General features: G+C 62.5%; 16 protein-coding genes. 14 read left to right on the plus strand and 2 right to left on the minus strand.

Annotated elements, in window-relative coordinates; translation table 11 throughout:
* Nucleotides 1-290 precede the first annotated feature (290 nt).
* The 4 genes from CHB96_RS26680 to CHB96_RS26695 are packed head-to-tail and all read left to right on the plus strand — an operon-like array spanning nucleotide 291 to nucleotide 2,705.
* Nucleotides 291-677: a hypothetical protein gene (locus CHB96_RS26680; protein ID WP_141136571.1), complete on the plus strand. Its 387-nt coding sequence runs from the start codon at nucleotides 291-293 to the stop codon at nucleotides 675-677.
* Nucleotides 674-1,084, plus strand: a complete 411-nt coding sequence (locus tag CHB96_RS26685) for a MaoC family dehydratase (protein ID WP_089252028.1) — start codon at nucleotides 674-676, stop codon at nucleotides 1,082-1,084. The genes CHB96_RS26680 and CHB96_RS26685 overlap by 4 nt, the downstream gene beginning before the upstream one ends.
* A 56-nt stretch (nucleotides 1,085-1,140) precedes the next feature.
* Nucleotides 1,141-2,415: an AMP-binding protein gene (locus CHB96_RS26690; protein WP_089252030.1), complete on the plus strand. Its 1,275-nt coding sequence runs from the start codon at nucleotides 1,141-1,143 to the stop codon at nucleotides 2,413-2,415.
* On the plus strand, nucleotides 2,385-2,705 hold the full coding sequence (locus CHB96_RS26695; protein ID WP_176444517.1) for an AMP-binding enzyme: 321 nt from the start codon (nucleotides 2,385-2,387) through the stop codon (nucleotides 2,703-2,705). The genes CHB96_RS26690 and CHB96_RS26695 overlap by 31 nt, the downstream gene beginning before the upstream one ends.
* 37 nt (nucleotides 2,706-2,742) lie before the next feature.
* On the opposite strand, the gene CHB96_RS26700 is transcribed toward CHB96_RS26695, so the two are convergent.
* Nucleotides 2,743-3,330: a TetR/AcrR family transcriptional regulator gene (locus tag CHB96_RS26700; RefSeq protein WP_089252034.1), complete on the minus strand. Its 588-nt coding sequence runs from the start codon at nucleotides 3,328-3,330 to the stop codon at nucleotides 2,743-2,745.
* 285 nt (nucleotides 3,331-3,615) lie between these two features.
* Here CHB96_RS26700 and CHB96_RS26705 point away from each other — a divergent pair, with 285 nt between their 5' ends.
* The 10 genes from CHB96_RS26705 to CHB96_RS26750 are packed head-to-tail and all read left to right on the plus strand — an operon-like array spanning nucleotide 3,616 to nucleotide 17,129.
* Nucleotides 3,616-5,214 (plus strand): acyl-CoA carboxylase subunit beta, encoded by a 1,599-nt coding sequence (locus CHB96_RS26705; protein ID WP_089252072.1) that lies wholly within the window; start codon nucleotides 3,616-3,618, stop codon nucleotides 5,212-5,214.
* Between the two features lie 8 nt (nucleotides 5,215-5,222).
* Nucleotides 5,223-7,223: an acetyl/propionyl/methylcrotonyl-CoA carboxylase subunit alpha gene (locus CHB96_RS26710; RefSeq protein ID WP_089252036.1), complete on the plus strand. Its 2,001-nt coding sequence runs from the start codon at nucleotides 5,223-5,225 to the stop codon at nucleotides 7,221-7,223.
* The gene (locus tag CHB96_RS26715; RefSeq protein ID WP_089252038.1) at nucleotides 7,223-7,987 is read left to right on the plus strand and encodes an enoyl-CoA hydratase/isomerase family protein; all 765 of its coding nucleotides are present in this window, start codon (nucleotides 7,223-7,225) and stop codon (nucleotides 7,985-7,987) included. The genes CHB96_RS26710 and CHB96_RS26715 overlap by 1 nt, the downstream gene beginning before the upstream one ends.
* Nucleotides 7,987-8,808 (plus strand): TIGR03084 family metal-binding protein, encoded by an 822-nt coding sequence (locus tag CHB96_RS26720; protein WP_089252074.1) that lies wholly within the window; start codon nucleotides 7,987-7,989, stop codon nucleotides 8,806-8,808. Before CHB96_RS26715 ends, CHB96_RS26720 begins: the two co-directional genes overlap by 1 nt.
* The gene (locus tag CHB96_RS26725; protein ID WP_089252040.1) at nucleotides 8,805-10,586 is read left to right on the plus strand and encodes an acyclic terpene utilization AtuA family protein; all 1,782 of its coding nucleotides are present in this window, start codon (nucleotides 8,805-8,807) and stop codon (nucleotides 10,584-10,586) included. Before CHB96_RS26720 ends, CHB96_RS26725 begins: the two co-directional genes overlap by 4 nt.
* A gap of 8 nt (nucleotides 10,587-10,594) precedes the next feature.
* On the plus strand, nucleotides 10,595-11,389 hold the full coding sequence (locus tag CHB96_RS26730; protein WP_089252042.1) for an enoyl-CoA hydratase/isomerase family protein: 795 nt from the start codon (nucleotides 10,595-10,597) through the stop codon (nucleotides 11,387-11,389).
* The gene (locus CHB96_RS26735) at nucleotides 11,386-12,540 is read left to right on the plus strand and encodes an acyl-CoA dehydrogenase family protein (protein WP_089252044.1); all 1,155 of its coding nucleotides are present in this window, start codon (nucleotides 11,386-11,388) and stop codon (nucleotides 12,538-12,540) included. The genes CHB96_RS26730 and CHB96_RS26735 overlap by 4 nt, the downstream gene beginning before the upstream one ends.
* A gap of 23 nt (nucleotides 12,541-12,563) precedes the next feature.
* The gene (locus tag CHB96_RS26740) at nucleotides 12,564-14,222 is read left to right on the plus strand and encodes a class I adenylate-forming enzyme family protein (protein ID WP_089252046.1); all 1,659 of its coding nucleotides are present in this window, start codon (nucleotides 12,564-12,566) and stop codon (nucleotides 14,220-14,222) included.
* A 19-nt stretch (nucleotides 14,223-14,241) separates the two neighbouring features.
* Nucleotides 14,242-16,128: an AMP-binding protein gene (locus tag CHB96_RS26745; protein WP_089252048.1), complete on the plus strand. Its 1,887-nt coding sequence runs from the start codon at nucleotides 14,242-14,244 to the stop codon at nucleotides 16,126-16,128.
* Nucleotides 16,125-17,129 carry a TIGR03617 family F420-dependent LLM class oxidoreductase gene (locus CHB96_RS26750; RefSeq protein WP_089252050.1) on the plus strand — a complete coding sequence of 335 codons (1,005 nt, stop codon included), beginning with the start codon at nucleotides 16,125-16,127 and terminating at the stop codon, nucleotides 17,127-17,129. Before CHB96_RS26745 ends, CHB96_RS26750 begins: the two co-directional genes overlap by 4 nt.
* Nucleotides 17,130-17,569: 440 nt before the next feature.
* On the opposite strand, the gene CHB96_RS26755 is transcribed toward CHB96_RS26750, so the two are convergent.
* Nucleotides 17,570-18,733 (minus strand): TerD family protein, encoded by a 1,164-nt coding sequence (locus CHB96_RS26755; RefSeq protein ID WP_089252052.1) that lies wholly within the window; start codon nucleotides 18,731-18,733, stop codon nucleotides 17,570-17,572.
* Nucleotides 18,734-19,002 lie beyond the last annotated feature (269 nt).

Consider the following 19,002-nt stretch of genomic DNA (forward strand, 5'->3'; position numbering starts at 1 on the left):
TAGTGAATTTCGAGCCACTAAAGTCAGTTGGAGTCAACCGTACTGTGACGTGGATCGCAAGCATTTCGCCCAGATCGGTTCGATTCTGCTCGAATCGGTACAAATCAAGGCGGCTGGCGACGTGCAGAGGGTTTGGAGTGTTTGTGTTGACGTCGTAATGAGTGACGTCTTAGTGTTTCGGTATTCACTTTCAGGACTGAGAAGGATCTCTATTGAGTAGGATCTTCCGAACCGCCGCGCAGTGGGCGGACGAGTTGCGCTCGCATGACTTTCCCACGGGAGTGCTGTACGTGCTGCCGTACGAGGACTGGATAGCCCGCGACTGCATCGGTGCCGCGCCGGCCGAAGGGGGCCTCCTGCACCCTTTGCACCCTGCATGGACGTTGATCGGCGCTTTGCGGGGGATGGGACTGACGTTGTCGCAGCTCTTCGCCGTGATGGGAGTCGGCGATGATGACGGTGTGATGTTCGGCGAGGCCGACATCGAACACTACGAATCTCTGCGGGCCGAACGCGAATACTCTGTGACAGGCCGGTTCCTCGACGTTCGACGCAAAACCGGAAGCACCCTCGGCGCTTTCGACCTGATCTCGTTCGAGCTCTCCATCGACTACCGGAACGAGCCGGCGGTCAAGTGCGTCAATACCTTTGTCGTTCCCAGGAAGGATGCGCCGTGACGAGCCTCGAACTGGGCACCCCGATACCCGAATACCGCGTCGTGGTTCGTGCGGAAGCCATGAAACCCATGGCTCTTCTGCTGCGCGATCCGAACCCGATCCACTGGGATACCGCTGCGCTTCGCGCGTTGGGCCTCGATGAACGTCCGATCAACCAAGGTCCGCTCAACGTGTCCTACATCTGGGAAGCAGTGACCGCCTGGCTCGGTCCGCAGGTCTCGGTGCGTCGTGTGCATGTGCGGTTCCTCAGCAATGCGCTGGCAGGTGAACACCTGGTTGTCGGGGGCGAAGTGATCGAACTGGACCCAGACGACGGTACGGTCACCTGCTTCATTCGCATCGATCACGACAACGGTCAGCATGTGCTGACCGGAAACATCACCATCGGCTTGGAAGACCGACTGTGACACTGCGTAATTCAGAGTCACTGCATGATTCGGAAATGCGGCGTGATTGAGGGACGGTGCGCGCCTCGTCCAGGCATCTTCCCGGGCTCCTGGAAGCGGCCGCCGCAGAAGCCCCGGACATCCCACTCGTGACGTTCATCGGTGACCGAACCTACACCCGCAGTGAGCTCTTGGCGAACGTAATGCAGGTCGCGGGTGGCCTTCACGACGCAGGTCTGCAGCCCGGGGACCGGGTGGCGATCATGGTGGGCAACCGAATCGAGTTCCTGAGCACATACTTGGCGGTCAGCGCGCTCGGCGCGGTGTCGGTGCCGCTGAACACAGCCCTTCAAGGGGATGTGCTCGAATACATGCTCTCATCGGTCGGGCCGTGCAGGCTCGTATACGAGGATGTCTATGCCGCACAGATACTTCCGGCTGTCGAAAGCTCTTCGGCGGTGACCGATTCGTGGTGCATCGGAGTTCCACGAGCGAAAGCGGCGTCGTTCGAATCTCTCGGCGCCACCGCACCGCTGCCGAAATCGCATGCGGCCCAGGCATCGGACCTCGTGTCGATTCTGTTCACCTCGGGGACCACTGGTCCGTCGAAAGGGGTCATGTGGAGTCACGAGACGGCTGTGCACGCCGCGGAGGTGTCGACCTGGGTGATGGGGTACACAGACGACGATGTCGTGTACACCTGCCTTCCCTTGTTCCACATCAACGCGCCGTTCACCAGATTCTTCGCGGCTCTCCAGCAACGCGCATCGGTCGTCGTCGCGGAGAGGTTCAGCGCTAGAGCGTTCTGGCAACAGATACGCGATCACGACGCCACGGTGACCAACATGCTCGGTGCCATCGGTTCCATCCTGTGGCGGCAGGACCCGCTGCCACAGGAGAAGGAACAGAAGCTCAGGCTTGCGATGGTCGTTCCGTTCCCGGTCGGCAATGCGGCCGAATTCGAGGCGCGATTCGGGATGCGCATCACCGAGTTGTACGGATCCACCGATATCGCTTTGCCAGTAGGTGTTCCGTTCGGTCACTCGCGTCCGGGTTCGTGCGGGATCGCTACGCCCGGGTGGGAGGTGATGCTCGTCGATGCCGATGACCAGCCTGTCGGCCAGGGTGAGCCGGGGGAGATGGTGACTCGGCCGTCGCGAGCATTCGTAGGTCAGCTCGGCTACTGGAACATGCCCGACAAGACGTGGGAAGCGCACCGTAACTGCTGGTTTCATACTGGCGATGTGCTTCGCCAGGACGACGAGGGCTGGTTCTACTACCTCGACCGGGCCAAGGATGCGCTTCGGGTGTCCGGGAGAACGTGTCGTCGTTCGAAGTCGAACAGGTTCTGATCGGGCACCCACTGGTGCTGGAGTGCGCCGTCTATGCGGTTCCGAGCGCGCTGGGGGAGGACAGTGTCATGGCAGCGGTCGTGGTGTCGGACCCCGACGCGTTCACCGTGGAGGATGTCATCGATTTCGTGAGCCCGCGTCTGCCCTACTTCGCGGTTCCGAGATACATCGACGTGCTCGACGAACTACCGAAAACCTCGACACAGAAGATCCGGAAGGCTGCGTTGCGTGAGCGCGGGGTAACCGGGACGACGACAGATGTCGGACCCCGCAAGAGGCGCACTACGTAGTCGTAGATCCGATCTGGGTGCCTCGCGGCGCGTGCAATCAGCACGTCGTCGCGAGGCAACTCTGTGCCACGGCCATCAAGCTCGACGCTTGATCGTCGGCGGGCAGACCACTGTCGAAGGTGACACTCGACTGAATTGCACCGATGGCTGCATGGACGAGAACGCGTGCGCGTGAGTCGTCGAGTTCGGGTCTCACCTCGAGCAAGGTCGCGATCCATTCCTCGTTGTACCGGCGCTGCATCCTGCGGAGTCGGCGTCTGTCGTCCTCCTGCAGTGCGTTGATCTCTTGCCTGTACAGCTGGACGTGCCGTTTGTTGCGCAAGCAGAAGTCGATCTGGGTGCGGACGAGTTGGTCCAACGTCGACCCACTGTCGGTGTGCGCGCCGACGATGTCGTCGGCACTGGCCAGCAAACGCGTCATGACATCGTCGAGTAGGGCGACCAACACTGCGTATTTGCTGTCGAAGTGCCGGTAGATCCCGGATCCGACGATTCCCGCAGTCTGGCCGATGTCCGACATTGCGACCGAATGAAAGCCACGGGTAGCGAACAGCTCCACCGCGGCATCGAGGATCTTCGCGCTACGTTCCGGGTCTCGCACTCGCGCTGCCTGTGCTGTTGTCACTGGTTCACCACCTCACCTCGATCAAGTTATCCGCAATTTACTATTCGTCGCCGAGTTGGTCCAATCTTCCCGATCCGGCGCCCCACAACGTGGTGAGCGGCGCTGTTGCGCATTCCGTAAGAATAGCCGATCACTTAAGGCAGTGTGAGATCTGCGTATCTGCATGTGGAGGGCATCTTGACTCGGGCGTCTGACGGAGATAGTTTATGGGCATTCACTACGGTGTAGCGTGGGACACACCGAATGGTGACTTTGTTCGTGGTCAAGACGACGAAAGGCGGGAGAATGCCCGTATTGCAGGCTGCTGTCGACACGACCTCGACGCAGTACAGGGACAATGTCGAGGTTCAGCAAGCGGCCGTTGCCGCGCTCGATGCTCAGTTGGAGAAGGTTGTCGCGGGCGGTGGTGAGCGCTACGCGAAGCGTCACCACGACCGTGGTCGGCTGCTCGCCCGCGAGCGCATCGAGCTGCTCCTCGACCGTGACGCTCCGTTCCTCGAGCTCTCCGCTCTCGCTGCGTGGGGCACCGAATTCACGGTGGGCGCTGCAATCGTCACCGGTGTCGGTGTGGTCGAGGGTGTGGAGTGCATGATCATCGCGCACGACCCGACCGTCCGCGGCGGTGCGATGAACCCCTACACCCTCAAGAAGAATCTTCGTGCCTTGGAAATCGCGCGCACCAACCGACTTCCGGTGCTGTACCTCGTCGAGAGCGGCGGCGCCGACCTGCCCACCCAGTCCGAGCTGTTCGTCTTCGCCGGCAAGATCTTCCATGATCTGACCGAGCTGTCCTCGATGGGCATTCCGACGATCGCACTCGTCTTCGGAAATGCCACTGCTGGTGGCGCTTACGTTCCCGGCATGTGTGACTATTCGGTACTCGTCGACAACCAGGCGAAGGTATTCCTCGGTGGCCCGCCATTGGTGAAGATGGCCACCGGTGAGGATGCGGACGGTGAACAACTGGGCGGCGCGGACATGCATTCCCGCGTCTCGGGTGTGGCCGACTACTTCGCCGTCGACGAGGTCGACTGCATTCGAATCGGACGTGACATCGTCACGCATCTCAACTGGCGTAAGCAGGGTCCTGGCCCGAGTCTGCCTGCAGACGAACCGATCTACGACGCCGAGGAGTTGCTCGGTATTGCATCGGGGGATCAGCGCGTGCCGTTCGACCCACGAGAGGTCATCGCACGCGTCGTCGACGGGTCGCGTTTCTCGGAGTACAAGCCGCGCTACGGCACCTCCCTCGTGACGGGATGGGCCTCGATACACGGATTCCCGGTGGGCATCCTGTCCAACGCGCGAGGTGTTCTGTTCAGCGAAGAGGCAAAGAAGGCAAGCGAATTCATTCAGCTGGCCAACCAGACGGACACTCCGTTGATCTTCCTGCAGAACACCACCGGGTACATGGTGGGCACCCAGTACGAACAGGGCGGCATCATCAAGGACGGGTCCAAGATGATCAACTCGGTCACCAACAGCAAGGTCCCGCACATCACCATCAACATGGGCGGCTCCTTCGGCGCGGGAAATTACGGAATGTCCGGCCGCGCCTACGACCCCCGGTTCATGTTCACCTGGGCCAACGCCAGGCTCGCCGTCATGGGCGCGCAGCAGCTGGCAGGCGTCATGTCGATCGTCGGCAAAGCCGCAGCCGAATCCGCCGGACGTGAATTCGACGCCGAAGCCGATGCCGAACGGACTGCCGCTATCGAGCGGCAGATCGAGGACGAGTCTCACCCGTTCTTCGTGTCCGCTCGAATCTACGACGACGGTGTCATCGACCCCCGTGACACCCGCGCGGTACTTGCCATCGCGCTGTCCGCTGCCCATTCAGATCATGTCGCCGGCCAGCGTGGCTACGGCGTCTTCAGGATGTGAGAGAACCAATGCCGAAGATCACCAAGATTCTCATCGCCAACCGCGGTGAAATCGCCGCTCGCGTCATGCGCACTGCTCGCGAGATGGACATCTCGACGGTTGCACTGTACTCCGATGCCGACCGCGATTCCCCGTACGTACGGCTTGCGGACGAAGCTGTTCACCTTCCCGGAACTGCCCCGGCCGATACCTATCTGCGTTCGGACCTCGTTCTCGACGCAGCGAAGAAGACCGGCGCCGACGCCATCCATCCCGGTTACGGATTCCTCTCCGAGAACGAAGCATTCGCGCGAGCGTGCGCCGCCGCAGGGATCATCTTCATCGGTCCGTCCCCGGACGCCATCGCGGCGATGGGTTCGAAAATCGAAGCCAAGAACATCATGTCTGCGGCCGGTGTCCCGGTGCTGCCGGGCATGGTCGTCGAAAGCGAGGCAGACGAGGATCCGGAGCGGCTGGCGAAAGCGGCCGACGACATCGGATTGCCTGTACTCGTCAAAGCGGCATACGGCGGCGGTGGCCGCGGCATGCGCATCGTCGCCACTGCCGACGAACTCGTCGAGGCAGTGCACAGTGCACGTCGAGAAGCGTTGTCCGCGTTCGGAAACGGCACCGTATTTCTCGAGAAGTTCGTCGAATCACCGCGCCACATCGAAGTGCAGATCTTCGGCGACCGGCACGGCAACGTCGTGCACCTCGGTGAGCGTGAATGCTCCATTCAGCGTCGCTACCAGAAGATCATCGAGGAGTCGCCGTCGACAGCAGTCGACGACGAACTGCGCGCCGAGCTAGGACAAGCAGCGACGTCCGCGGGCAAGGCTCTGAACTACGAAGGTGCGGGCACCGTCGAATTCGTGATGGCCCCGGACGGCGCGTTCTACTTTCTCGAAGTCAACACGCGCCTGCAGGTCGAACACCCCGTCACGGAGATGGTGACCGGCACGGACCTCGTGCGCGGCCAGATTCTGGTGGCGTCGGGCCAGCCGTTGCCCGAGGAAATCCTCAATCCCACGTTCAGCGGCCACGCTGTCGAAGTGCGGCTCTACGCGGAAGACGCGGCTGCGGGCTTCATGCCCGTCTCGGGAAGGCTTGCGAATTTCGAGATTCCGACCTTCCCCGGAGTCCGAGTCGATGCCGGATTCGAATCGGGCTCCGAGATCAGTACGTTCTACGATCCCATGTTGGCCAAGGTGATCGGGTACGGACGCGATCGCGACGACGCCTGCGACCGAGTTGCCCGGGCCCTGACCGAATCACTGGTGCACGGAGTCACCACGAACCGCGACCTGTTGATCGGGATTCTGCGCGAGGATGAATTCCGTTCCGGTGCAACCGATACCGGCTACCTCGAGCGTCACTCCGTCGCTGAACTGACAGCTGAACGGGCGAGCGGAAAAATCGTGGAAGTTCACGCCGTCGTGGCAGCGCTCGCCGCGCTGACGGAACGACGTGAGACCGCGTCGGTCCTTCCCGGCCTGCCGGTAGGATTCCGGACGGTACGGAGCGCTCCGCAGTCGCTCGTTCTCGAACACGACGGGACAGAGTTGGACGTCCGCTATCGGGTGCAGCGGAACGCTGTCGAGGCCTCGGTCGGTGACGTGACGTTCGACAATATCGAGATCGTCTCCAGGTCTGCGGATTCGGTCGATGCCGTGGTCGACGGTGTCAGGCGACGCTACCGGGTCTCACGCGTCGGAAGTGCACATTTCGTACACAGTTCGTTGGGCGACACCGAGTTCGTCGAAGCGGAACGCTTCCCGGATCCGGCAGGCAGACAGGAGGCCGGGTCGCTGCTCGCACCGATGCCTGGAACCGTCGTGCGCATCGCGGTCGCCGAGGGCGACGCCGTGAGCACCGGTCAGACGGTCATCGTCCTCGAAGCGATGAAGATGGAGCACACCATCAAAGCGCCCGCCGACGGCACCGTCGGAAAGCTCCCGGTCAGCGAGGGCCAGCAGGTCGATGCGGGCACGGTACTGGCAGTCATCCAGGGCGAAGACGAGGAGAACTGATGACCGAGGAAGTGACCTACGAGGTCGTGAACGGTGTTGCGTGGCTGACGATCAACCGGCCCGAGGCACGCAACAGTTTGAACAAAGCTGTCCGTGATGGACTGTTCGACGGCGTACGCACCTTCAACGACGACAGCTCCGCCAAAGTGCTCGTTCTCACCGGAACAGGGGAGAAGGCGTTCTGCGCGGGCGGTGACCTGAAGGAGATGGCAGACAACCAGTTGACTGTTCCTCCAATCGATTTCGTGCCTCAGTTCGGACGCAACATCGAGGTCGACAAGCCGACGATCGCCGCAGTGAACGGCGCTGCGCTCGGTGGTGGATTTCTCTTGGCGCAGACGTGCGATCTCGCCGTCGCGTCGAGTACAGCGACCTTCGCGGTCTCCGAAGTGAAGATCGGACGCGGCTCACCCTGGGCAGCGCCGTTGTCCTGGATGATTCCCCCGCGCATCGCCACCGAGATCGTGCTCACCGGTATTCCGCTGTCGGCGCAGCGCGCATACGAAGTGGGGCTGGTGAACAGGATCGCCGAGCCCGAAGAATTACGTTCCGTCACACAGGCGTTCGCCGAGCAGATCGCGTCGAACGCGCCCTTGTCCGTGGGCGCAGGAAAGAAGACGATGCGTCTGACGGCGGAACACACCCTCTCCGACGCGTTCGAGCGGGCCGAGAAGATCTGGGAGCCGGTGTATCACAGCAACGACGCCCAGGAAGGTATGAAAGCGTTTCGCGAGAAGCGCAAGCCCGTATGGACGGCACACTGATGGCACTGGACTATCCAGCACTGCTCGACGAGCTGCGAGTGGAATCGGCGACACTGACGAAACTCCTTGCTGGACTTACCGATTCCGACTGGGATATCGACACGCCGGCCTCGGGATGGTCGGTCCGCGATCAGGTCACGCACCTCGCCTATTTCGACGACACCGCGAACGACGCGCTGCGTAATCCGAGCCGATTCCGAATCGATGCAACCGAATTGACGAAGAACGGCACGGACTTCCCCGACAGGATCGCCGAGCTGTACCGGCCGGTGACGCCCACCGATCTGCTGTTGTGGTTCGAACGCTCACGTACGGACCTACTGGCAACCTTCGAAAACGCTGGACCGCGTGATCGAGCGCCGTGGTACGGCCCCGACATGAGTGCAGCGTCATCGGTGACCGCACGCCTGATGGAGACATGGGCGCACGGGCAGGACATCTACGACGCACTCGGCGTCGTACATCCGACGAGCCCCGGGTTGCGCAGCATCTCCCACCTCGGAATCAGTACCTTCGCGTTCGTCCACACGCTCAACGGTCGTGAGGTACCGACGAGCCCGGTACGTGTCGAATTGACGGCGCCGGATTCCGACGAGGTCTGGACCTGGGGTCCCGATGACGCAGAAGACCGGGTCACCGGACCTGCCGGGGACTTCGCACTCGCGGTCACGCAACGCAGACACCTCACCGACACCGAATTGACCGTCACCGGCTCGACCGCGCGGTCCTGGATGACGATCGCTCAAGCGTTCGCGGGCGCACCCGGATCTGGTAGAGCACCCACAGCGACTGTCGGCACCACGTCAGGAGGACACTCATGAGTATCGACGCAGCTCCTCGCCGTCCCGTCCGCATCGGAAATGCATCCGGCTTCTACGGCGATCGGATCGCAGCGTTCCGTGAAATGGTCGACGGCGGCCCCGTCGACGTCGTCACCGGTGACTATCTTGCCGAACTGACGATGCTGATCTTGTGGAAGGCACGCAAGAAGGATCCCGACACCGGGTACGCCAGAACCTTCCTGACTCAGTTGAAGCAGGTCCTGAAGGATTGCATCGACAAGAACATCAAGATCGTCGTCAACGCGGGAGGTCTGAACCCCTCGGGCCTCGCCGACAAAGTGCGCGAGCTCGCGGTGGAACTGGGTGTCGAAGCCAAGGTCGCCCACATCGAGGGCGACGACATTCACCCGCGCCTGGCGAAGCTGCAAGCCGAAGGCCACCGACTTCGCCACCTTGACAAGGGCATCGATCTTGCAGATGCCGACGTCGATCCGGTCTCGGCGAACGTCTACCTCGGTGGCTGGGGAATCGCTGCAGCACTGGAATCAGGCGCGGACATCGTCATCTGTCCGCGTGTCACCGACGCCTCACTCGTCGTCGGGGCGAGCGCGTGGTGGCACGGATGGAAGCGCGACGACTTCGACGCACTGGCCGGGTCGGTTCTCGCCGGCCACATCATCGAGTGCGGACCACAGGCCACCGGTGGAAACTACTCGCAGATCAACGAGGTCGTCGATCGCCGCTACCCGGGGTTCCCGATCGCAGAAGTAGCTCACGACGGCAGCTTCGTCATCACCAAGCATCCCGGCACAGGGGGACTCGTGTCGGTCGGCACGGTCACAGCGCAACTGCTGTACGAGGTCGACCATCCTCAGTACCTCAACCCCGACGTCACCGCCCACTTCGACACAGCACTCGTCGAGCAGGAGGACGAGGCGAGGGTTCGAGTGTCGAACGTGAAGGGCACCCCGCCGCCCTCGTCGCTGAAGGTCGCGATGAACTACGTCGGTGGATTCCGGAACACGATGACGATGGTGCTCACCGGTCTCGACATCGAAGAGAAGGCGGCGTGGGCGATCGACGAACTGTTCGAGATTCTCGGGGGCCGTAAATCCTTCGACGACTCCGACGTTCAGCTTCTTCGCTTCGACAGCAGCGACCCGGCGACCGCAGCCCAGGCGTCGGCGCATCTTCGTGTCACCGTCAAGGACCGAGACCGGGCCAAGGTGGATCGAGCGTTCTCGGGCGCGGTGCTCGAACTCGCACTCGGCGGGTACGCCGGCTTCCACACCACGACTCCTCCGTCGTCGGCCACAGAATTCGGTATCTACTGGCCGACGTTGGTACCCACGACCGAAGTGAAGCATGTCGTTGTGCACCAAGATGGTTCGCGCGACATCGTTCCGCACACTCCCGGTGTTTCGAACGCCAGGACCGAATCCGCCGACGACACCGTCGACACCACAACGGAATTGCGTCCAGCGACCAGACGACCGATCGGGCATGTCGTTGCCGCCCGTTCGGGCGACAAAGGCGGAAAGGCGAACGTCGGTGTATGGACCGACTCCGACGAGCGATGGTCGTGGCTTCGCGGCCACCTGACGGTCGAGCGGTTCGTCGAACTAGTCCCCGAGGCCACGGGATTGACAGTTCGACGTCACGAGTTCGCGAACCTCCGGGCTCTCAACTTCGTGATCGACGGTTTCCTCGGAGACGGCGTCGCGTCGTCGACGAGACCCGACGCACAGGCCAAAGGACTCGGCGAGTACCTGCGCGCGCGGCACACCGACGTACCCGACGCGCTGGTCGAGCAGTAGGAACGGCCATGACTGGATTGTCGTCACGAGACGAAGGCCGGGTGCGCATCCTGGCCTTCGACCGGCCCGAGAAAATGAATGCGATCTCGATCGCCACAGCGCAAGCCCTGACGCGCGAATTGAAGGCGGCAGCATCGGACCGTCGTATCGGAGCCGTCGTGCTGACCGGCGTCGGCGCCAACTTCTCGGCCGGTGGTGATGTGCAATCCATCCTCGACACGATCGACAGCACCGACAGGTTCGCCGAAGCGGACCTGATGACCGCGTTCCACGACGCGCTGACCGAAATCTGGACCAGCAGACTCCCGATCGTTGCGGCCGTGTCTGGAATCGCGTACGGCGCTGCGTTCAATCTCGCAATGGCGTGCGATCTGGTGATCTGCTCCGACGACGTCAAGTTCTGCCAGGTCTTCGTACGGCGAGGCGTCATTCCCGACGCCGGTGCGGCGTATCTGCTTCAGCGCACCGTGGGTGCGCACCGCGCGAAGGAACTGCTGCTGCGTGCACCGGTGATCGGAGCGCAACGCGCCGTCGACATCGGCCTCGCCAACGAGTCCGCGGGCGATGCAGAAGCAACCATGACACGCGCAGTCCAGGTTGCCGCCGAGATGACCGAGTACGACGACTTCGTCATCGCGATGACGAAAAAAGCAACGAACATCGCTTCGGACCAGACCCTTCACGGGGCACTCGCCCACGAATCGGCTTTGCAGTCCGCGACGCTTCTCGGAAACGATGCGGCGGCAGGGTTCGCGCGATTCAGGTCCGACAAGCAACCTCTCACACACCAGGAGACGACATGAACTTCACCGAGTCGGAAGAACACCGCGCCATTCGCGACGCCGTCGGGGCGATCACCGACAAGTTCGGACCGGATTATTTCGCCGAACGTGCAGCAGCTCACGAACCCACCGACGAGCTGTGGAAGGCCCTGGCGGACAGCGGGTTCATCGGTATCAATCTCCCCGAGGAATATGGCGGCGGTGGCGCCGGCATGACCGAGCTCGCATTGGTGTGTGAAGAGACTGCAGCGCACGGCTGCCCCCTCTTGTTGCTGCTCGTCTCTAGCGCGATCTCAGGTGAGTTGATCGCCAAGTACGGCAACGAGGATCAGCGCCAGGCATGGTTGCCGCGGATGGCGTCCGGTGAGACAAAGGTCGTCTTCGCCATCACCGAACCCGACGCGGGATCGAACACACACAAAATGTCGACCACGGCTCGCCGCGACGGCGACGACTACATCCTCAACGGCTCCAAGTACTATATCTCCGGCGTCGACGAGGCCGGAGCCATCGTCGTGGTGGCCCGCACCGGAAAGGACGAGACGACCGGTCGCGGAAAGCTGTCACTGTTCCTGGTTCCCACCGACACCCCCGGGCTCGTCGCGCACATCCTTCCCGTCGCGGCGAGTCTGCCGGAGAAGCAGTTCACCTTGCACTTCGACAACGTCCGCATTCCGGCCAGCAGCCTTCTGGGCGACGAGGACGAGGGCTTCCGTCAGGTGTTCGACGGCCTCAATCCCGAGCGCATCACCGGTGCCGCGGTGTGCGTCGGAATCGGACGCTTCGCGGTCGAGCGCGGCGCCGCGTACGCCCGAACCCGATCGGTGTGGGGTGGCCCCATCGGCGCACACCAGGGTGTCGCGCACCCGCTGGCGAAGGCAAAGATCGAGGTCGATCTCGCAGCTATGGCCACGGCCCGAGCAGCCTGGCTGTATGCCGAAGGACAGCCGGCAGGTGAAGCGTCCAACGTCGCGAAATACGCTGCCGCCGAGGCCGCAGTGGGGGCGGTGGATACGGCTATTCAGACGCACGGCGGTAACGGACTGAGCGTCGAATACGGTCTCCTGCCGCAGTGGAGCGTCGCACGTCTGCTCAGAATTGCTCCGGTGAGCCGCGAAATGATCCTCAATTACGTTGCACAGCACAGCCTGTCCCTTCCCCGCTCGTACTGACACCTCAACTACGAAGGAACCCGATGGTCATCAATGTGAACGATCTGGTCAATCGTCGTGCCGACAACCGCTGGGACCGAACGTCCGTCGGTGACCTGCTGGAGCGCGTGACGTGGAGTACACCGGACAAAACCGTCATCGTGGGTTGGGAAGGCGCCTTCGCGCATCCTGAGAACGAACGACTGACGTACCGGCAGGCAAACGACAAAGCCAACCAATTCGCCAATGCACTACTGGCACAAGGTCTGTCCCGCGGCGATGTCGTCATGATGTTGTGCGACAACTCCGTCGAAGCGTGGCTGACGAAGCTGGCGGTCGCCAAAGCAGGGTTGGTGGTGGCACCGGTCAACACGATGATGGCTCCCGACGTCGTCGGTCAGTTGGCCGACCTCGTCGAACCGAAATTCCTCGTCGTCGATGCCGAGCGGTGGGCGCCCAATTCCGATGCGCTCGGCAGCCGTGGAGTCAGCGCCGGTGTCACCATCACCATCGGAGGCGGTGTCGTCGACGGCAGTGCGTCGTTCGCCGACTTCATCGCCGGCAGTCCGAGCACCGAACCCGACGTCGACGTTCACGGCGACGACATCTGGCAGATCCTGTTCACCTCGGGCACCACTGCGGCACCCAAGGGTGTGATGTTGTCCCATCACGCGACTCACTATGCGGGACTGAACTTCACCGCGTCGTTGACGCGCGGCCTTCGGCATGAAACCGCCATCGTCCAGTGCAGTTTCCTTCCGCTGATCTACCACGTCGGCGACCACCTGTTCAACATCTCGGTGCTACTCAACGGCGGGACACTGGTTCTCGGTCGCAAGCCCGATCCTGTTGCGATCGCACAGGCGATCGACAGGGAAAAAGTGACCTGCCTATGGGGTGGATCGCCCGCGATGCTGGGTGCCGTCGCCGAAACACTCGATGCACAGCAGGATCTCGATGCCTCGACTTTGACGGTTGCCGTCTACGGGTGGGCCGCGTTGCCGCCGAGAACATTCGCGACTCTGCGGACGCACTGCGGTGACACGTTTCAGGCACTCGCCATCTTCGGACAGACCGAATCGATCGGTTGTCACCGGTTCTGGCCCGACAGCTGGACCGAACTGTACGAACGCACCGCGCCACAAGACAATTACGTCGGAGTGCCGAGTCCGATCCTGGCGTCACAGATCTTCGACCCGTTCGGTGACCCGATCGTCGACTCCGCAGGCGGACCAGGAGAGGCTGTGTACCGCTCACCCGCTTTGTTCGCCGGCTACTACCGCAACGAGCAGGCGACTGCAGATGCCTTCGCCGGAGGGTGGTTCCACTCGGGCGACAGTTGCGTAATCGGCGAGAGCGGGCAACGCATCATGGTCGACCGATACAAGGACATCGTCAAGACGGGTGGAGAGAACGTGTCGACGTTGCGCGTCGAGGCGGTCCTGCTCGAGCATCCGGCAGTAGCGCGTGCTGCCGTCGTCGGTCTGCCGCACGAGCAGTGGGGAGAAGCGGTCACTGCGGTGATCGTTGCCCGCGACGGGATCGACGCCGATCCGTCGGACATCATCGAGTTCGCACGAGCACGACTGGCCGGTTTCGAAACGCCGAAGAGGGTCGAGTTCGTCGACTCGCTGCCGGACACCGTCGGCGGCAAGATTCTCAAATACAAACTGCGGCAATCCCTGTCCCACCTGTACAACTAGATCGAAAGGCTCAACGTTGATGAACGAACAACCCTCGTACGTCGACAGCTTCCGCCGCAGCCTCGATGACCCCGAATCGTTCTGGCTCGACGCGGCCGAGAAGATCGACTGGTACTCGCCACCCGCTCGGGCTCAGGCGGAAACCGGTTCGCCGTCGGGAACGTGGTTCCCGGGTGCAACGCTCAATACCAGCGTCAACGCCCTCGACAGACACGTCGACGCCGGTCACGGCGACCGGACCGCGCTGATCTACGACTCGGCGATGGTTCCGGCCAAGCAGTCCTTCACGTATCGCGAACTCCTCGACGAAGTAGCACGATGTGCTGGGGTTCTCGTTGCTCAGGGAGTCGTCGCCGGTGATCGAGTGGTCGTGTACATGCCGATGATCCCCGAATCGGTGATCGCGATGCTGGCGTGTGCTCGGATCGGTGCTGTGCATTCGGTCGTGTTCGGCGGCTTCGCTGCCGAGGAACTCGCCAAACGCATCGATGACGCCGAACCCGTCGCATTGCTCACGGCAAGCGGAGGTCTCGAACCCTCCCGCCGCATCGAATATCTACCGATCGTCGCGGAGGCTCTGTCCCTGTCGGAACGTGCTCCCGAGACCGTCATCGTCAAACGGCGCGACGGCTTCACCGCCGCGCCCGAGGACGACTGGGTGGACTGGGACGAGAGCGTGTCGAGGGTCGAACCTGCTGAGCCGGTGGAGGTTCGGGCCACCGATCCGCTGTACATCCTCTACACCTCGGGCACGACGGACAAGCCCAAGGGTGTGGTGCGCGACAACGGGGGCCACGCCGTGGCTTTGGCCTGGTCCATGCGCAACATCTACGGAATCGGACCAGGGGAGGTGATGTGGGCTGCGTCGGACGTCGGATGGGTCGTCGGACATTCCTACATAGTCTACGCGCCCCTACTGGTCGGAGCCACAACCGTTCTGTACGAAGGCAAACCGGTGGGGACACCGGATGCGGGGGCCTTCTGGAGAGTCGTCGCTGAGCATGGAGTGAACGTGCTCTTCACAGCGCCGACCGCTCTCCGTGCCATACGCAAGAACGACCCCGACGCCGCGCTGGCGCGAGATCATGATCTCAGCTCGTTGCGTGCACTGTTCGTCGCGGGTGAGCGGTTGGATCCCAGCACCTTCGAATGGGCCTCGACAATGCTCGACCTCCCGGTCGTCGACCACTGGTGGCAGACGGAGACCGGCTGGTCGATCAGCGCCAACCCGTGGGGTCTTCAGCAGTTGCCGATCAAGGCAGGATCGTCGAGCGTTCCGATGCCAGGTTACGACGTGCAGATCGTGGACAGCAGCGGCGAACCGGTATCGCCGGGAGTAGAGGGCAGCATCGTCGTCGGCCTCCCGCTTCCTCCCGGGACGCTGTCCGGACTCTGGCGCGGCGACGACCGATTCCGTCGGTCGTACCTCGAGGCATTCCCCGGCAGATATCTGACCGGGGACTTCGGATACATCGACGAGGACGGGTACCTGTTCGTCCTCGGACGCAGCGGCGACGTCATCAACGTTGCCGGCCACCGATTGTCGACGGGCAGCATCGAAGCCGTGGTTGCCTCGCACGCCGCTGTCGCCGAATGTGCGGTCATCGGCATCGCCGACGAGCTGAAAGGACAGCGTCCCAGTGCGTACGTCGTACTCAAATCCGACGCGGTGATCGATCCCGATCAATTGGAGCAGGACGTCGTGCACCTCGTGCGGAGCAGAATCGGCGCCGTCGCAGCCTTCAAAGATCTGACCGTCGTCGACGCGCTTCCCAAGACTCGGTCGGGAAAAATACTGCGAAAGGTGATGCGGCACATCACGGCAGGGGAGAACTACACGGTTCCGTCCACGATCGACGACGCCGGTGTTCTCGACGGACTACACGCCGTGTTGGCACCGAAGTGACCGAGGACTCGGTTGCCAAGCCGCTCGTCGTCGACTTCTATCCAGGTAACGGGCTGACGCTCGACAGCGCCGAGTCTGTCGCTCGTGCCACAGAATCCGCCGGAATCGGCGGATTGTGGGCGCTCGAGGCGCCGCGAGAGCCGTTCGGACCGCTCGCTGTTGCCGCGCTGGCGACGTCGACTCTGCACTTGCGTACCGCAGTCGCCGTCGCATTCGCGCGTAACCCGATGATCCTGGCGCAGCATGCGCACGAGTTGGCCCGTGTCAGCTCGGGTCGATTCGTGCTGGGAATCGGCACGCAGGTTCGTGCGCACATCGAACGTAGGTTCAGCGAACAATGGTCGCACCCGGCACGGCGCATGGCCGAGTACATCGAGGCCGTACGGGCAATCTGGAAGGCGTGGAACGAACAGGAGCCCTTGGACTTCCGTGGTGAGTTCCACTCGCACACCTTGATGACACCGATGTTCGATCCCGGCCCCAGCGGACAATCCCCACCGCCCATCCATCTTGCGGCCGTCGGGCCCGCGATGGTGAAGGTGGCTGTGACCCATGCCGACGGGCTTGTCCTACATCCACTCTCGTCTCGGCGGAGTATCACCGAAACCGTGCTGCCAGTCGTGGGAGACCGGCTGGACGGCGCTTTCGAACTGAGCTGCCCGGCGCTGGTGGTCACCGGAAACACCGACGACGAGCGCGACAAAGCACGTGAAGCGGTGCGCAAGCAGATAGCGTTCTATGCCTCCACGCCCGCGTACCGCAGTCTGTTCGAGCTGTACGGCGAAGGTGACCGAGCTGCCGCACTACAGACACGAGCTCGGGCCGGCGACTGGGACGGAATGACATCGCTGATCACCGACGAACTGCTCCAGGAATTCTCCGTCGACGGTGCGCCGAACCAGTTAACTGGACTTCTCCTAGAGCGATTCAGCGGGGTCGTCGATAGAGTGGCGATCTATGCGCCTTATCCCATTGACGCAGACGTTCTCGTGCAGTTGTGACAGGAAACCAACTCCAGCGTCCAATGAGGGTGTCAGGAACCACCGCAAGTCCGACAAACGAACGTTTACAGGACTTCTGGGTCCGGCTGATTGGGATTCACCATATAAACTCGCGCGGGTTGGTACCCGGTAGGGTAATTTTGCGACGTCATCGTTGGTAGGGCAGGTTCCGGTGGGCGTCGGCGTCCCAGGCAAAGAGCGGACCTGGCCGCGGCCCTTTGTACGCTGAAATTGCGACGGGCACCCCGTAGGCAGTAGTTGGTGTCCGATAGTAGCCACTTTTACGCGGTCATGAACGTGCGTGGTCGGTGGGGGATTCGGGTGGGTCCGTCTGGAGTATCGATGAATTGAGCGTGTCACTACTCGGTGCAACCGGGGGTGGATCGGTGTGAACCGTTGTGGTGACGTGTCAGGTTTGTACGTGGATGCGAGGTCGTGCGTCAGAGCACGAAGACGCAGTCGAGAAGCTGTATCACTGTCACTCCGTCCATGTGGCGCGGCAGCCGTTGTCGTCGCACACGACGCCGTCTGTTTCTGTAATGCCGCAGGCGTAGCCGGACTCGCACACGTACTCTGTCGGTCCGGTATCCGGCACCTCCTCGCGCTGGAGGAATTGGTCGCGGACGGCTTGGCAATAGTCGGAGTATCCGGTTACGGTGCCGTCGGACCAGGTTGTTTCGACGGGGTTGTAGCCGGGTTGGCATGTTCGGATCGGCGGGTGGGGTGAAGGTCCACGAGTTCTGCGGTGTCGAGATCGTGAGTTCGGCGCCGGAGAGTTCCGCGCAGGTGTGCCCTGCGTCGACGTCCATGTTGATCGAGATGACGACGGTTGTGACGCGCGGCGGTAGCGCCGACAGATGCACGGTAGCGCGTTCGGTGTGTGTCGGTCCTTCGGAGTACTTGTTGTGCAGTCTGATTGCGCCGTCGGATCCGGTCGGTTGGTTGTAGAAGACGAAGTCGTCGTCGGTGCCGACGCGGCCGGTGTGTTCGAGAAGCAGGAGCGTCATGTCGGCGTCGGAACCGCTGTGTTGGAAGGTGACGTCGAGTTGGTAGGCGGCGTCGTCGGGTAGCGGGAGGGTTTGTCCGGGGGAGAGTGTCGTCGGCACAGTTGCGGCCTGGATCGGCGTTGGCGCTGTGTTTCGTGGGGATTGTCCTGCGGTGGTGTGGTGTATCCACTGGTTGAAGGGAATCGGTGCGTAGGGGTCGTCGTAGGTGGGGGTGTCGGCGGACTCGGTTGTGGAGGTGAGTGCGTGGTCGAGTTCGGCGATGGGGTTGGTGTGGCCGTCGTCGATGGTGGTTTCGAGTAGGTCTGCCAGGCCCGGGATTTGCCGGATGTCGAGTGGTGTGACCGAGGTCGAGAGGTTGCCGCTGGCGGTGGTGCGGCCGCTGCATGCCACATCGGTGCCGATGTCGAGGAAGCGTAGGGCGTCGTCGGGGGTGCGCCATGGCGTGGTCTCGATGGCGCGGCGGGACCACGATCCGTAGGTGACGATGCCGAGGCGTTGGGTGTCGGGTAGTCGGGTGATGACTGCGAGATCGATGTCGGTGATGGCGGGGGCGACTGCGCATACTTCTTTGCAGGTGGCGATGACGTTGGATCCCATGATGGTCAGCCACCAGGCGATGCGGTCGCGTTTGGTCAGTGTCTTGAGGGTCGGTCGTCCGGCCGAGGTGAGGGACGGTGTCTGGGTGGGGAGGGTGTCGATGTCTTGCTGGCGTAGGACGATCGAGACTCGGTTTCCGGTGACGCCGAGGGCGCATCCGGCGGCAGGGTTGTCTGAACCGTCCTGGGACTGGTGGAGACCGTGATCTCACCAGGAGAATGCAGATATGGCTGCACCGAGGAAGTTCGACCAGGAGACCCGTGAGCGGG

It is taken from the genome of Rhodococcoides kyotonense, from assembly GCF_900188125.1.
GTDB lineage: Bacteria > Actinomycetota > Actinomycetes > Mycobacteriales > Mycobacteriaceae > Rhodococcoides > Rhodococcoides kyotonense.